Genomic DNA, 15,165 nt, shown 5'->3' with positions numbered 1-15,165 from the left:
ACGTTACAATCAGGTGATGAGGGATTGTTTGCGGGGCCGCACTCAGCGGTTGAAGGCAAACAGGCTTGCATCCGTGTCTTCAAGCCCGTCGATCGACGCCGAGACGATCTCCGCAGCGATCCGCGAGAAGGTGATGCCATTGCCGCCGTAACCCAACACGGCGTGGATGCGCGGGTGCCTGGGAATGGCGCCGATATAGGGTAGGCCTGACGTCGTGATGCCGAAGGAGCCGGCCCAGGCAAATTCGGGCCTGACGTCGAGATGCGGAAACATCAGGCCGAGTTTTGCGGCGATGCGTGTGCTCTTGTCGCCGATCAGTTCATCGCGCCGCGTCTCGTCGATGAAATCCTCGTCCTCGCCGCCGCAGATGACCCTGCCGTCGACCGTTGCCCTGACGTAGAGATAGGGATCGGAAGCTTCCCAGATAAACGCCGCACCCGGCCAGAGTTTTCGCGTTTGCGGGCGGGTTGCGATCGCCCATGTCGATATGACCCGATGAGCAGCCGCCGGCACCATGTCGACCAGTTCGTAACCCGTGGCCAGGACAACATGCCGTGCCGTGATGGCGGGGCCATCCCTGGTTGCCACGATCACCTCGTCGGCACTGTCCTTGATCGCCGCCGCTTCGACCGGCGTATAGAGACGTGCCTTGCGCTCCTGAGCCTTGAGCAGCAACCCGGCCGTCAGCTTGCGCGGGTCAAGCGCGATGTTGCCATGGCTTAGGATGGCGCCAGCGCGATCGATGCCGAATGTTTCGGCCAATGGCGCCGGTGTGAGATAGGTCGCGCCGATGCCGGCCATCTGCCGCGCCTCGGTTTCGTCCCGGAGTTCCGAGGGGCCGAGCGCGGTACCGGCCAAATAGAGCGATTGGGTGCGGCTCATGCCGCATTTGATGCCGAGTTCGGCGATGCGGGCGGCGAGATTGGAAATAGCCAGCCGCGAACGTCGCCAGGCCTGCCGTGCCTGGGCCTTGCCAATCATCCTCGACAGAGCCGAAAGCGGCTGGTCGATTTCGAACTGCACCAGCGCCGTGGTTGCTGCCGTCGATCCTTTCAGCGGCCCCCGCCGGTCGATGCAGATCACGGAGTGACCGTCCGCTGTCAGCGCCTCGGCCATCATGGCGCCGCTGATGCCCATGCCGACGATCAGCACATCGGTCTTGACGTCCCGGGTCAGACTGCCCGTCGGCACCGCGGGCGCCCGATAGGCGGACCAGACGGGCCGGCCAGTGCTGAGGTCGAGTTTGCGGAGCATTGAATTCTCCGGAGGCGCTGCTCAACGCTTCGGAGCTTGTGTTGTTCCGGCGTCAGACCCAGCCCGACAGTTCGCGCCGCACCATCGCTTCGATCACCGCCATGCCCTCGGGGCTGTCGTTGAGACAAGGAATGTGGGCGAAGCTTTCGCCACCGGCATGATGGAAGGTCTCGGCTGCTTCGCGGCCGATCTCGTCCAGTGTCTCGATGCAGTCGACGGAAAAGCCTGGATTGAGGATGGCGATCGATCTGATGCCGTCCTTGGCCAGTTTCTCGACCGTCTTGTCGGTGTAAGGCTGCAGCCATTCCTGCGCGCCGAAGCGCGACTGGAAGGTGGTGATCAGCTTGTTTTCGTCCCAGCCGAGTTTCTCGCGCAGCAGCCGCGTCGTCTCCAGGCAATGCGCCTGGTAGGGATCGCCCTTGTCGGAATAGGGTTTCGGGATGCCGTGATAGGAGGTGATGACCACCTCCGGTTCGAAATCGAGCGTCGCCAGATGCCGTTCGATCGAACTGGCGAGCGCTTCGATGTAGACCGGCTCGGCATAGTAGGGCGGCACGCTGCGGACGGCAGGTGCCGTGCGCATCTTCATCAACGCCCGGAACAGCTGGTCGTTGGCGGTTGCCGTGGTGGTCGCCGAATATTGCGGATAGAGCGGAAAGCTCAGGATGCGGTCGCAGCCTTGCGCCACCAGCCTTTCGGCGACGCTTGATGTCGAAGGGTTGCCGTAACGCATCGCCCAGTCGACGATGACATTGGGCAAGTCGCGCAATGCCCCGGTCAGCTTTTCGGATTGCGCGCGCGTGTAGGTGCGCAAAGGCGACTCGTTCTTCTCCCGGTTCCAGATCCTGGCGTAGTTGGCACCCGACTTCTTCGGCCGCGTGGTCAGCACCAGCCCATAGAGGATCGGATACCAGATCGCCTTGTTGAGCTCGATAACGCGCGGGTCGGACAGAAATTCGCGGAGATAGCGCCACATAGGCTTGAATTCGGTACCGTCGGGCGTGCCGAGATTGACCAGCATGACGCCGACCTTGCCGGCCTTGGCCGGCGCGTGCCCCGCCGTCGCGCCGACCGGCTTGACCGTCTTGGGGTCGACAACATTGGTAGGCGTCATAAGGGTTCTCCGGAGACGGCGTGAAACTAGCGATGGCGCGCCGCTTTTCAATGCTGCGTCTGGCCGCACCATACCGCCTTTCCGTCTGGAAAAAGAACACCCGCCAGGTTTCCCCGGCGGGTGTTCTCGCTGGAAGCGAAATGAGGTTACTTCGCGGGGATGGTCAGTGTCGCGCCCGGCACAAGCCGATGCGGCCTTTGACCCTTGTTCGCCTCATAGATGAGTTTCCACCTGGTCGCATCGCCATAGGCTTTCTTTGCCAGATCCCAGTAGGTATCGCCGGCCACGATGACATGGCTGCCGGTGGCTGGCGCGGCTTCAGCGGGCTTTGTCGGTTCTGCTGCTGGCGCCGTCGGGGCGGGAGCGGCAGGCGCGGGGGCGGTCTCGGCAGGCTTTGCCGGTTCGGCGGGTGCCGGCGGCGAGGGTGCCTTTTCCGTCGATATGGCGGGCGGCGTGTTGGCGATATCGCCAGAGTTGGCAGGCAGTTCAGGCATTGCCGGTGCGGCCGGTTTGGCGGCTTCGGCCGGTGCCGGCGCTGCCGGTGCGGTCTCCGCTGGCTTTGCTGGTTCGGCGGGCTTGGCCGGCTCGGCGGCGGGAGCTGCCGCTGTCGTCGCGGCGATCTCGGTGATACGGCCGTCGAGCTTTGGCGTATAAGGCCGGTGCGCGCCGAGATAGTCGGCGACGACCTGTTCGAGGCCAGGGCCGTAATCATAGGCATTCCTGGCCTTTTCGGCGAAGACCTTGTAGCCGTCGCCGCCCTGGCGGACATAGTTGTTGGTGGCGACCAGATAATCCTTGTCGGGATTGATCGGCGTCCAGGCGCCGTTTTCCATCACCTCCACCGACTTCACGCGGCCGGCATTCGGCGCGACCGATTTGTCGAAGGAATATTTGAGCCCCGCGACCTGCGGGAAGCGGCCGGCGCCGTCCTCGATCTGGCTGAGACCGCCTTCGAGCCCGGCGACCAGATCCTTGCCGGAAATCTGGAAGGTCGCCAGCGTGTTCTGGAACGGCAGCACGGTCAGCACCTCGCCCATGGTGACGGTGCCCTTGTCGATCGAGGCGCGCAGGCCGCCACCGTTGGAGATGACGATCTCGACGCCCTGTCCCTTGACGCGGTCGAGTATGGCGTCGGAGACGAGATTGCCCATCTCGCATTCCTTGGCGCGGCAACTCTCACGGCTGCCGTCGATCACGTCGGTGGTCTCGGCCACTTCCTTGTTCTTCAGTGCCTCGATCGGCGCGCCGAGTTCCTTGATGCGGGCGAGCACCGCGGGATCGGGCGTGATCGACTTGTCGAGATGGATCGGGTCGCCGCTCGCCGATTTGACGACGCCATTGTCGTCGAACACCACCTTGAACTCGCCGAGATATTTCGAATAGGACGCCGCCTGCACCACCGGAACCTTGTAGCCGCCAGGGTTGTCGACCATCGTCGGGTAGGGGCCAGCCGCCTTCGGATCGGTGTTCGACAGGAGCGTGTGGCTGTGGCCGCCGACCACGACGTCGATGCCGGGGATCTTGGCAATGATGTCGCGTTCCCTGTTGTAGCCTATATGGGTGACAGCGATGATCTTGTTGACGCCTTCTCCCTTGAGTTTCTCGACCTCGGCCGTGATCGACTTGACGTCGTCCTCGATTGTGATGTTGGGGCCGGGGGAGGCGAGTTCGGGCGTGTCGTTGGTGACGGCGCCGATGATGCCGATCTTCTGGCCGCCGACCTCGATCACGATCGACGGCTTGACGCGGTCGCCGAGCTTGGACTGCGCGTTTGCCTTGACGTTGGCGCCGAGCACCGGGAATTTGATCATGTCGAGGAAGGGGGCAAGGGCGGCTTCGCCGTCGTCGAACTCATGGTTGCCGAGCGCCATGGCGTCGAACTTCATGTCGTTGAGGAACTCGCCTTCGACCTTGCCTTTGTACGTCGTGTAGAACAGCGAGCCTTGGAAATTGTCGCCGGCGCTGAGCAGCAACACGTTCTGGCCTTCCAGCTTCTTGCGTTCCTGGGCGATGGCGGTGATCAGCCGGCCGGCGCCGCCGATGCACTCGCCCTTGGTCTCCTCCTCGGCAGAGCAGGTCGACTCATATTTGTTGTTGCCTTCGATGCGGCTGTGCCAGTCATTGATGTGCAGGATGTTCAGTGTGTAGTCGGCAAAGGATGCCCCGGCCGACAGGCCAAGCGTCGACGCGGAAAGGGCGGCAATGGCGGCAAGCTTCTTCATCTTGGTCTCCCGGTAGGCTGATCGGACGCGTCTAACGCCCTTGCTTGACTGGGATATTACAGCCAGCGTTTCGATCATGTTCCCATCGCGTTCCGGCTGACGCAAGCGGAAATGCGGCGGTATTTCCAGGCGCGAAATGAGGGGGATTGCCGGCACAAAAAAACGGCGACCAAGCGGCCGCCGTCCTTTGTGACTGGAATGATCGCCGGGGTCAGGTGCGCCGCGTCAGCACGAAATTCTGGCCGGCGGAGCTGGTGCAGTTGAGCTGGCTGGTCGACACCATCAGGCAATTGAAGCTCACCGGGGTTTGGCGGATCAGCGAGGTGCCGTTGATCTGCACCGACGTGGCGCCGGTCATCGTGTAGCTGCCGTCGGCAAGCTTCTGTCCCGTGTCGGTGGCGACGGTCGTGAAGCTGCCGCCGGTGAAGGTCGACAGGCCGGTACCCTTGGCATCGATCCAGGAACCTTCGACGCCTTTCGGCGCGGCAGCCATCGGCGGCTGGTCGGGACCGCTGGTGGCACAGGCAGCAAGCATCGAGGAAAGGGCACCCGCCATGCCCATCGAAAGAACTTTGCGCGCAATCGTCATATGAAATCCTCTCCAAACGCGTCGGTCCAAAAATCGGGTCGATTTCTGGAAGCACGACGCGAACGTCCAAAGTGCTGGGGTATGCTTCAAGCGTCCAGCGGACGCACATCGCCACCCCAGGCCGCATCCCTTCAATCGCCCGATTTCCGGGCGATTGCAAGGCAATGGCACATGGTCCGGGTGATGCTATCGCACGAGGATGTTGCGGAATTGCCACGGGTTGCTGCGGTCGAGGTCTTCCGGGAAAAGGCCCGGGCGTCTGTCGAGCGGCGTCCAGTCGGTATAGTAGCCCTTGACCGGTCCGAGATAGGGCGACTGCACGTCCAGGCAGCGCTTGTAGTCCATCTCGTCGGCCTCGACGATGCCGGCGGCCGGATTTTCCAGCGCCCAGACCATGCCGGCCAGAACCGCCGAGGTGACCTGCATGCCGGTGGCGTTCTGATAGGGGGCCAGCTTGCGCGCCTCGGCAAGCGACAGCTGGGAACCGTACCAGTAGGCATTCTTGTCGTGGCCGTAGAGCAGGACGCCGAGTTCGTCGACACCGTCGACCAGTTCGTTCTCGTCGAGCACGTGGTGCACTGGCTGCGGCTTGCCGGCGGCACCGAACATCTCGTCCAGCGACAGCATGGCATCGTTGCAGGGATGATAGGCGTAGTGGCATGTCGGGCGGTATTGAACCTTGCCCTTCTTGGAGTGCACGGTGAAGAAATCGGCGATCGAGATCGCCTCGTTGTGCGTCACCAGCAGGCCATATTGCGGTCCCGGCGTCGGGCACCAGGAGCGCACGCGGGTGTTGGCGCCAGGCTGCTCCAGATAGATCGCGGCCTTGGAGCCGTGCTTGTGCTTCTTGCCGTTCTTGGGCATCCAGGTCTCATGCGTGCCCCAGCCGAGCTCGGCCGGCTGCAATCCCTCGGAGATGAAGCCCTCGACCGACCAAGTGTTCCAGAACACATCCATCGGCTTGGGCTTCTTGGTGCGCTGTGTGTCGCGCTCGGCGATGTGGATGCCCTTGACCCCGGCCTTCTTCATCAGTTTCGCCCAGCCCTCGCGGTCTTCCTGCGCCGGCTCGGAGAACTCCATGCCAAGATCGGTGGCCAGATTGACCAGCGCCTGCTTGACGAACCAGGACACCATGCCGGGATTGGCACCGCAGGTGGAGACGGCGGTGGCGCCGCCGGGCTTGTCGTGCTTCTCCTTGAGCAGCGCCTCGCGCAACGCATAGTTGGTGCGGCTGGCATTGTCGGCCTTGGCGTCGAAATAGAAGCCAAGCCAGGGCTCGACGACAGTGTCGATGTAAAGCACGCCGAGCTTGCGGCAGAGTCGCATCAGGTCCACCGAGCCGGTGTCGACCGACAGGTTGACGCAAAAGCCCTGGCCACCGCCATTGGTCAGCAGCGGCGTCAAAAGCTTCTTGTAATTCTTCTCGGTCACCGCTTCCTGGACGAAGGTGATGCCGCGCTCGTCGAGCAGCTTGCGATCGGTATCGCGCGGATCGATGACCGTCATGCGCGACTTGTCGAACTTGAAATGGCGTTCGATGAGCGGCAGCGTTCCGTGTCCGATCGAACCAAAGCCGATCATCACCACGGGGCCGGTGATCTCACCGTAAACGGGCCAGTTTTCATTCGCCATTTTATCGAGCACTCCTTCAACTGCGTGCAAAAGCCCGGCAACGACGTGCAAAGACCGAGCAACCACTTGCAAAAACCGGGCATTTTCGCTCAACGGCCATGCGCTACATCACAGATCATTGTCATAAACCAGCGAAAACCGCCAACCCGCGACTACGCGTCTTTCGCCATGTGGTTAAGGACAGCAGTCAGCCGATCGCGATCCGACGTCAGGCCCTTGTAGTCAAGCTGCGTCTGGTCCAGCGCATTAAGCTGGTCGGCGAAGGAGACCGCCAGCGTGGCCCGTTCGGGGTGCCGCGCCAGCACGGCGAGCGGGTCGAGATGGATGCGGATGGTGAACAGAACATCGCGCGAAGCCGGCAGTTTGCGCAGCGTCTGACGCTCGACGCGGATGAAGGCGTGCGCCTTGACGTCACCGTCGGGGAAACGCGTCGGCCGGTTGGTGGCGCGGTCGATGCGCTCGATATTGGAGAGCGGATGGTAGAGCGCGTCGCCTGACTGGATCGACCAATTGTAACGCTCGACGGCCTGGCCCTGGAGGCCATCGAACATCCGGTTGATGAGATCGGCCGGCCTTGTGTCCGGGCCGAAGCCCGGCACCGGCTCATGGATCCGCTGCAGCGGCTTGCCGAATTTTTCGGTGAGCGCCCAGGACGAGGGGAAACACAGCGAACCCGCGGCCAGACGCCAGCCGTCTTCGCCCCGCCGCATGAGGATCAGGTCTTCCTGGACCAGCAGCGAGGCTGCGACCAACGGAGCGCCGGCGAGGCTGGAAGGGATGGCGGGATGGCTCGTCGCGCCCACGACCGCAACGCCCGCATCGCTGCGCCGGTGGGTGTCGGGAAATCTTTCCGGCAGGTAGGCGCCGAGCAAGTCGAGCACCTCATGCTGGGCAGCGCGCGTGCCGTCCTCCTCGACGAAGACGCGCGCGGGGATTTCGTCATAGAGCCGGCGCTTTTCGGCGAGATAGGGCAGCAGGTGACCGTCGACCTCGATCCAGTTCGCGGGGTCGAGCGGCTTCAGCCCGATGGTGAAGAGTTTCGACGAGCCATCATAGGGCGTGTGGGTGGGTTGCCGGAAACTCATGCCTCTTTGAACGAGCCCAAACCGGCGGCGGTCATCCGCGCTGTGAATTCGGTGATGTCGTAGTCGGCGGCGCCCGCCTGGGCGAAAGGATCGGCTGCCAACCTGGCATCGAGCACTTCGCGGGAGCAGCGTGCGATGATGACGCCGCCGGTTCTTGGCCGCTTGGGCCCGGACGCAACGAAGATGCCTTCGGCATAGCAGGCTTCCAGCCATTCGATATGGCCTGGCGCCAAGCGATCGATCTCGCTGAGCGGCACTTTGTAGTTCAGCGACACGACGAACATTGCATTCTCCGGGCTTGGGTCACGCCAGCCTGGCGGGGATCAGCCCGCGCAGCGAATTGCCGACGAACAGCGCCTTGGCGGATTTCAGGTCATCCAAGCTGTAGATCGCTTCAGTGGCGCGGCCTTCATCCAGAAGCACCGCGCGCAATACGCCAGGCAGCAGGCCGCAATCGAGCCGGGGCGTCGCCAGGATGCCGTCGCCGAAATCGGCGAAGACATTGGTGATCGTGCCTTCGCAGATTTCGCCGCGCTCATTGGCCAGCAACACCTCATCGGCCTGGGTGATGAGATATTCGGAGCGGGCACGGGTGTAGAGCTGCCGCCGGCTGGTTTTGTGGCGCAGCAGCATGTTGCTCGAATCGAGCCTCGTCCGTGCCAGCCGCAGCGCCCACACCTTGTCGGCGGCAAGCGGTTCATAGGACTGCGCCGAGGCGTTGGCCTCGCCATCGCGCGACAGAGCGAGCCGCGTGCGCATGGCGATGGGTGATCGATCGACCGCGCCGCTCAGGGCTTCGCCGACCTTTTGCGGATCATGGCTGAAGCCCAGTTCCGCCGCCGATCCATAAAGGCGTGCAAGATGGCGATCGAGGCGCAGGAAACCCGAGGCGGGTTCCCAGCGCATGGTCTCGATCAGCTCGAAATCGGCGGCGTCCCCGTCGCGAAGCGGGCTTTGAGCAGACATTCCTGGTACTCCTCTTCCGCGACCGAATCGAAGACGATGCCGCCGCCGACATTGTAGACGGCCTCGCCGCTGGCAAAGAGCGAGATGGTACGGATCGCCACGGAAAAGCGCATCGTGCCACCGGGTGCGATCCAGCCGATGGCGCCGCAATAGACGTCGCGCGGCGTGCCTTCCAGATCGTGCAGGATCTCCATGGCGCGGATCTTCGGCGCGCCGGTGATCGAGCCGCAGGGAAACAGCGCCGCGAAGATCTGGCGTATCGAGAGGCCGGGCAGCAGCTGGGCCCTGACGTCGCTCACCATCTGGTGCACGGTCGGGTAGGTCTCGATGCGAAACAGTTCCGGCACCTCCAGCGTGCCGACCTCGCTGATCAGCGATATGTCGTTGCGCAGGAGATCGACGATCATCCGGTTCTCGGCCTGGTTCTTCTCGTCGTTGCGCAGGAAATTCTTCTGCCGCTCGTCCTCGTCCCTAGTCGCGCCGCGCGGTGCGGTACCCTTCATCGGGTGCGTCTCGATCCTCCCCGCCGCATCGATCTCGAAGAACAGCTCGGGCGAGCGCGACAGAACGATGGGATCGCCGAGCGCGACCAGCGCGCCATATTTCACCGGCTGGCGTTCGGTCAGCGCGTCGAAGGCGGCGAGCGGATCGCCGGACCATTGTGCGTGCACCGGAAAGGTGAGGTTGCCCTGGTAGCAATCGCCTTGCCTGATGTGCCGGTGCAGCCGCGAGAACCGCTTCTCGTAGTCCTCGAACGACCACGTCGCCCTTGCATCGAAGATCGGGCCGTTGGTCGGCGTGCTTGGCGACGGCACCGCCTCTTCATCGGGAGCATCGAAGACCCCGAGGCAGACCAGCGGGGCCCGGCGCCGGCCCGGCAGCAGGGGAACGAGTTTCGGCTCGAGCAGGTAACCGGCCTCGTAGGAGAAATAACCGGCCAGCCATTTGCCGGCGTCGTGCGCGGCCTGCGCCGCTTGCAGTGCGGCCGGGAAATCCTTGGCCTCATGCGCGACGATAACATCGGCCGGCCGCTCGAAAACGAGCTGGCGCGCGCTTTCGTCGTTGCGGAAAATTGCGGCGGGCAGGGACATGGGGACCGGGATCGATGTAGCCGACGATCGCTCTATATGGGGGGCCGGGCGCACGCAATCGAGGGAACGGCACCGTGTCCCTCAAAGCCGACCTTTGCCGCATCGAACCTTGCCATCAAAAAAGAAAGCGGCGGCGCCTTGGCGCCGCCGCCCCATGGTCCCTGTACCCATCGTTCAGGTGTTGCTGGCGGTTCCGGCCGTTGGAAACTGCTTGGCGAATTCGGCCTCGTTGCCGGCGGCGAGCAGCTTGGCCTGCTCGATCCAGCGTTCGCGCGCGATGCGGCCGTCGAAGTTCATGACGTCCTCGATCCGCTTGATGTCGGCTGATGTCCAGGCGGCGATCTGGGCGAAGCTGGTAACGCCTTGCGCCTTGAGCAGCTTTTCGTTGACCGGGCCGATGCCGATCAGCCGGCGCAGATTGTCGGGCTTGCCCGACGCCGGCTTGGCTGCTGCTGTTGCGGCCTTCTTTGCGGCGGGCGCTGCCTTGGGCGCGGCCGAGGTCTTCGCCGGAGTTTTGGTCGCTGGAGCCTTGGTCGGCGAAGCCTTGGCCGCCGGTGCCGAAGCGGTTGCGGATTTGGCCGCCGCGGGCTTCGGCGCCGTCTTTGCCGGGCCGGCTTTCGCCGCGGCTGGCTTGGCTGTCGCCGGAGCGGATTTGCCAACGCCAGGCGTCGACATCAGGGCTGCCGGTGGCTGACTTGACGCCTTTGCTCCGCCGGCGCCCGACGAGGCCTGCGCCTCGCGCAGCTGAAGCTCGAGATCGGAGCGGGTCTTGCCGCATGCTTTGAGTTCGCCGGTCAGGCGGTCGCTGTCGGCGCGCAGCTTGTCGCGCTCGCTGCGGGTGCGATCGACGTCGCCGCGCAAACTGTCGAGTTCACCGCGCAGACGCCCCCAGATGAACCAGCCGACCAACACGCCTACCAGGAACGCCAGGACCACATAGAAAAAAGTGCCCATTGTCTCTCTCCAGTCAGATCCGTCTGCCGTGGGTCAAGACCTTCGGCGCAGGACTACTCGATGATGGTTCCGCGGTTCGCGGAACAGCCGGCTTCGGTTCGAGCTGTCGGCGATCGGCTTTGCCTGCCCATGGCCAACGGCCGTCGTCGCGTTCGCCTGAGCGCACGGCCGGCCGGGACTTTCCCTCGCCGATCCGCATGCGCTCCGGCTGAGCTTAAAGGGAAAGCTACCATAGAGCTTGCGGAAAGCTATGGGAAAATGTTCGCGGAGAGTTCTTCAAGAACAAATATTTAGGGCAAGAATAGCGCGGCCCAAACATGCATTCCGGCTAATCTGTTCTTGCCGGGCAAGTGGCGACTCAATCGTCCAGCGTTTCCAGTTCGTCGATCAGGCCGCCGATCACGGCGAGCCCGATCTGCCAGAAGGCGGGGTCGGTGGCGTCGAGACCGAAAGGCGCCAGAAGCTGAGAATGGTGCTTGGTGCCGCCGGCACGCAGCATCTCGAAATATTTGTCCTGAAAGCCGCGCTCGGCATTCTGGTAGACCGCATAGAGCGAGTTCACCAGACAGTCGCCGAACGCATAGGCATAGACGTAGAAGGGTGAGTGGATGAAATGAGGGATGTAGGTCCAGAACACCTCGTAACCCTCGCGCAACTTGATCGCCGGTCCCAGGCTCTCGGCTTGCACCTCCAGCCAGAACTGGCCGAGCCTGTCGGATGTCAATTCACCGTTGCGACGCTCGGCATGCACCTTGCGCTCGAATTCATAGAAGGCGATCTGGCGTACCACCGTGTTGATCATGTCCTCGACCTTCTGGGCGAGCATGGCCTTGCGCTCGCGCCGGTCGGTGGTCCGCTCGAGCAGCGAGCGGAAGGTCAGCATCTCACCGAAGACGGACGCCGTCTCCGCCAGCGTCAGCGGCGTCGAGGCCATCAGCGCGCCCTGGCCGGCGGCCAGCACCTGATGCACGCCGTGCCCGAGTTCATGCGCCAGCGTCATCACGTCGCGCGGCTTGCCCATGTAGTTGAGCAGCACATAGGGGTGAGCCGATGGCACGGTCGGGTGGGCAAAGGCGCCGGGAGACTTGCCCGGACGCACCGGCGCGTCGATCCAGTTGCGGTCGAAGAAGGTGCGCGCGATCTCGGCCATCTCGGGTGAGAAGCGGTGATAGGCCGACAGCACGGTGTTCCTGGCCTCGTCCCAGCCGATCACCGCCTGCGGCGTCTCCGGCAAGGGCGCGTTGCGGTCCCAGTGGTTCATCACCTCCATGCCGAGCCAGCGCGCCTTCATGGCGTAGTAGCGGTGCGACAGGCGCGGATAGGCCTCGCGCACTGCGGTGGCGAGCGCATCGACCACGCCGCGCTCGACGCGGTTGGCGAGGTGGCGTGAATCGGCGATGTCCTCGAAGCCGCGCCAGCGGTCAGAAATTTCCTTGTCCTTGGCCAGCGTGTTGGTGATCAGCGTGAAGGTGCGCAAATTCTTGCGGAAGGTGGTGGCCAGTGCCTCCGAGGCGCGCCGGCGAACCTCGCCATCGGCGTCCTGCAGCCGGTTGAGGGCCGGTTCCAACGTCAATTCCTCGCCGTCGACCTCGAAGCGAAGATCGGTCATCGTCTCGTCGAACAGGCGGTTCCAGGCGCCGCGCCCGGTGATCGATTTTTCGTGGAAAAGCTGCTCGACGCGGTCCTCGAGCTGATAAGGCTTGTCCATGCGCAGATCGAGCACCCACGGGCGGTAATGCCCGAAGGCGGGGTCGCTGGCCAGCGCGCCTTCGATCGCCGCATCGTCGATCAGGTTCAGCTCGAGCGCGAAGAACAGAAGATGCGCGCTGGCGTCGGTCATCTTCTCCTGGATGTCGCCATAGAGCTTGGCGCGCTGCGGATCGGCGGTGTTGCCGGCATAGACGAGGCCGGCATAGGAGACGATGCGGCCGATCAGTTCCTCGAGTGCCTCGTAGGCGGCAAGCGCCTCGCCCAGCCTGCCGGCGCTGCCGAGCCCGGCCTCGGCGGCTAGCGTGCCTTTCCAACGGGCCTCGAATGCGATGGCGTCGGCGGCCGCTTTGGCAATGTCGCGCTTCAGTTCCGGCGCCTCCATGCCGGCATAAAGATCGGCGAGGTTCCATTCCGGCAGATCGCCAAGCCCGGCCGCCGCACCCTGACCGGACGCTGGCGCCGCAATCCGCCGATCAAACATCATGCGCATCGACATACCTTCTTTGAATCAAGTGGCCTGAGTTGAATCAAGTGCCAGACTCAACGGGAATGGAGAAGCCGGTCAAATCCTAAGGAATTCGTTCACCGGGTTTTTTGAAACCTTATTTAGAACCCTGTGCCAAGATGATCCATGGGGAATTCGGGCTCGGGCAAACCAAGACAGTCATGACAGGTTCCATACTCATAGTCGATGACGATCCCGTGCAGCGCCGGCTGCTCGAGGCGGCGGTGACGCGGTTCGGCCATACCGCAATCATCGCCGATGGCGGTGCTGCCGGCCTCGAAGTCCTCGACGGGCCTGGCGCCCTCGATGTCTCGGTCGTGATCCTCGACCTTGTCATGCCCGGTCTCGACGGCATCGGCGTGCTGAAGGCGATGCGCGAGCGCGACATCAGCGTGCCCGTCATCGTGCAGACCGCGCAGGGCGGCATCGAAACCGTGGTTTCGGCGATGCGCCACGGCGCTTTCGATTTCGTCGTCAAGCCGGCTTCGCCCGACAGGCTGCAGGCCTCGATCTCCAATGCGCTCAAGGTCGAGGCGGTCGAGGGCGAGGTCAAGCGCACATCGCGCAAACGCGGCGGGCTGCTGACCTTCAGGGACATGATCACCCACAGTCCGGCCATGGACAGGGTGATACGCCTCGGCCAGAAAGCGGCGGCCTCCAACATCCCGATCCTGATTGAGGGCGAATCCGGGGTCGGCAAGGAGCTGGTGGCGCGTGCCATCCAGGGCAGCGGCGACCGCCGCTCGAAACCGTTCGTCACCGTCAATTGCGGCGCCATCCCCGACAATCTGGTGGAATCCATCCTGTTCGGCCACGAGAAAGGCTCGTTCACCGGCGCCACCGACAAGCACACCGGTAAATTCGTCGAGGCGCATTCCGGCACGCTGTTCCTCGACGAGATCGGCGACCTGCCGCTCGACGTCCAGGTCAAGCTGCTGCGCGCCGTCCAGGAGGGCGAGGTCGATCCGGTCGGCGGCCGCTCGACCGTCAAGGTCGACATCCGGCTGATTTCGGCGACGCACCGCAACCTCCTGCAGCAGGTCAAGGACGGCAAGTTCCGCGAGGATCTGTTCTACCGGCTCAACGTCTACCCGATCTTCGTGCCGCCGCTGCGCGACCGCCGCGACGACATTCCCCATCTGGTCACGCATTTCATGGAAAAGGTGGCGCCCGCGGACCCGCGCCATCGGCTGAAAGGCATTTCGGCGGCGGCACTCGCGGTGCTGCAGGCCTATGACTGGCCTGGCAACATCCGGCAGCTCGAAAACGCCGTCTTCCGCGCATCGGTGCTGTGCGAAGGCGATGTGTTGACCGCCGATGATTTCCCGCAGATCCGCGCGCAGGTGGAAGGCACTGTCAATCTTGAGGTGGACGACACGTTCGAAACCAGCGGGGCTGCGCCGCCGCTGGCGCCGCGCGACGAGGACGTCGTGCCCGACGAAACCGCTCCTGCAACTGTGCAGCCGGCCGGGGCGCAGCCCCGCTTCGGCACGCTGCGGGCGCTCGACGAGCGCGGCAATGTGCGTGCGCTGGCCGATGTCGAACTCGAAATGATCAAGCTCGCCATCGATCACTACAATGGCCAGATGAGTGAGGTCGCCCGCCGGCTCGGCATCGGCCGCTCGACGCTTTACCGCAAGCTCAAGGAATACGGCATCGACCCGGAAACCGGCCGCGTCGACAGGCTTGCATCCTGAACCGCAAGGCCGGGACCAGCTTCCCTCGTCATTATGTGGGCTGACAGGGTGCCTCCCCGGACTATCGCGGGTCGGAGGCGGCACTCGATGTGGGTATTGTTCACGCATTGAGGCCAGTGGTAACAGATCGTGTTCGGCCAAAGCCGGAATCCTGATCTAAACCAGCGGTTTACCAAGAAACCGCGCGGACAATTTTTGACGGGATATCGCCACGGTGTTACCGCATTTCGGCTTCAATAAGCGATGATTAACCATTAGGATCGATATTCGGATGTGAAAACGACACGTCCGTTTGGGCAAATCCGGGGACAAACGGCAGCCTGCAAGGCCTTTTGATTTGAACAGA

The 15,165-nt window shown here is 63.6% G+C and carries 12 protein-coding genes; 1 reads left to right on the top strand and 11 read right to left on the bottom strand.

All coding sequences use genetic code 11. The annotated features are described in order from the left end of the window. Positions 1–42: 42 nt before the first annotated feature. The 11 genes from O7A70_RS01360 to O7A70_RS01310 form a co-directional block, all read right to left on the bottom strand. A complete protein-coding gene (locus tag O7A70_RS01360; protein ID WP_337138717.1) occupies positions 43–1,254 on the bottom strand; it encodes an NAD(P)/FAD-dependent oxidoreductase in 1,212 nt (403 codons plus the stop codon). 52 nt (positions 1,255–1,306) lie between these two features. Further along, positions 1,307–2,368 carry a ferrochelatase gene (hemH, locus tag O7A70_RS01355; protein WP_337138716.1) on the bottom strand — a complete coding sequence of 354 codons (1,062 nt, stop codon included), beginning with the start codon at positions 2,366–2,368 and terminating at the stop codon, positions 1,307–1,309. A gap of 146 nt (positions 2,369–2,514) precedes the next feature. Further along, positions 2,515–4,590: a 5'-nucleotidase C-terminal domain-containing protein gene (locus tag O7A70_RS01350; protein ID WP_337138715.1), complete on the bottom strand. Its 2,076-nt coding sequence runs from the start codon at positions 4,588–4,590 to the stop codon at positions 2,515–2,517. 211 nt (positions 4,591–4,801) lie between these two features. After that, the gene (locus O7A70_RS01345) at positions 4,802–5,179 is read right to left on the bottom strand and encodes a hypothetical protein (protein WP_337138714.1); all 378 of its coding nucleotides are present in this window, start codon (positions 5,177–5,179) and stop codon (positions 4,802–4,804) included. A 186-nt stretch (positions 5,180–5,365) separates the two neighbouring features. Further along, positions 5,366–6,811 carry a homospermidine synthase gene (locus tag O7A70_RS01340; RefSeq protein ID WP_337138713.1) on the bottom strand — a complete coding sequence of 482 codons (1,446 nt, stop codon included), beginning with the start codon at positions 6,809–6,811 and terminating at the stop codon, positions 5,366–5,368. Between the two features lie 152 nt (positions 6,812–6,963). After that, positions 6,964–7,896, bottom strand: a complete 933-nt coding sequence (locus tag O7A70_RS01335; RefSeq protein ID WP_337138712.1) for a heme-dependent oxidative N-demethylase family protein — start codon at positions 7,894–7,896, stop codon at positions 6,964–6,966. Next, the gene (locus tag O7A70_RS01330) at positions 7,893–8,180 is read right to left on the bottom strand and encodes a YciI family protein (protein WP_337138711.1); all 288 of its coding nucleotides are present in this window, start codon (positions 8,178–8,180) and stop codon (positions 7,893–7,895) included. Before O7A70_RS01330 ends, O7A70_RS01335 begins: the two co-directional genes overlap by 4 nt. Positions 8,181–8,199: 19 nt before the next feature. Beyond that, positions 8,200–8,862, bottom strand: a complete 663-nt coding sequence (locus O7A70_RS01325; RefSeq protein WP_337138710.1) for an aminotransferase class IV family protein — start codon at positions 8,860–8,862, stop codon at positions 8,200–8,202. Then, positions 8,811–9,965 (bottom strand): aminodeoxychorismate synthase component I, encoded by a 1,155-nt coding sequence (locus O7A70_RS01320; protein WP_442921151.1) that lies wholly within the window; start codon positions 9,963–9,965, stop codon positions 8,811–8,813. Before O7A70_RS01320 ends, O7A70_RS01325 begins: the two co-directional genes overlap by 52 nt. Positions 9,966–10,127: 162 nt before the next feature. Beyond that, positions 10,128–10,907, bottom strand: coding sequence for a proton-conducting membrane transporter (locus tag O7A70_RS01315; RefSeq protein WP_337138708.1), 780 nt, complete (start codon positions 10,905–10,907; stop codon positions 10,128–10,130). A 358-nt stretch (positions 10,908–11,265) separates the two neighbouring features. Beyond that, positions 11,266–13,107, bottom strand: a complete 1,842-nt coding sequence (locus O7A70_RS01310; protein ID WP_337138707.1) for a M3 family oligoendopeptidase — start codon at positions 13,105–13,107, stop codon at positions 11,266–11,268. A 176-nt stretch (positions 13,108–13,283) separates the two neighbouring features. Between O7A70_RS01310 and O7A70_RS01305 the strand changes: the two genes are divergently transcribed. Then, positions 13,284–14,819, top strand: coding sequence for a sigma-54-dependent transcriptional regulator (locus O7A70_RS01305; protein WP_337138706.1), 1,536 nt, complete (start codon positions 13,284–13,286; stop codon positions 14,817–14,819). Positions 14,820–15,165: the final 346 nt, after the last annotated feature.

The sequence above is a fragment of the Mesorhizobium sp. Cs1299R1N1 genome (assembly GCF_037179655.1).
Lineage (GTDB): Bacteria > Pseudomonadota > Alphaproteobacteria > Rhizobiales > Rhizobiaceae > Mesorhizobium > Mesorhizobium salmacidum.
Note: the sequence above shows the minus strand (reverse complement) of the source record. Positions and strands in the feature narration are given on the sequence as shown.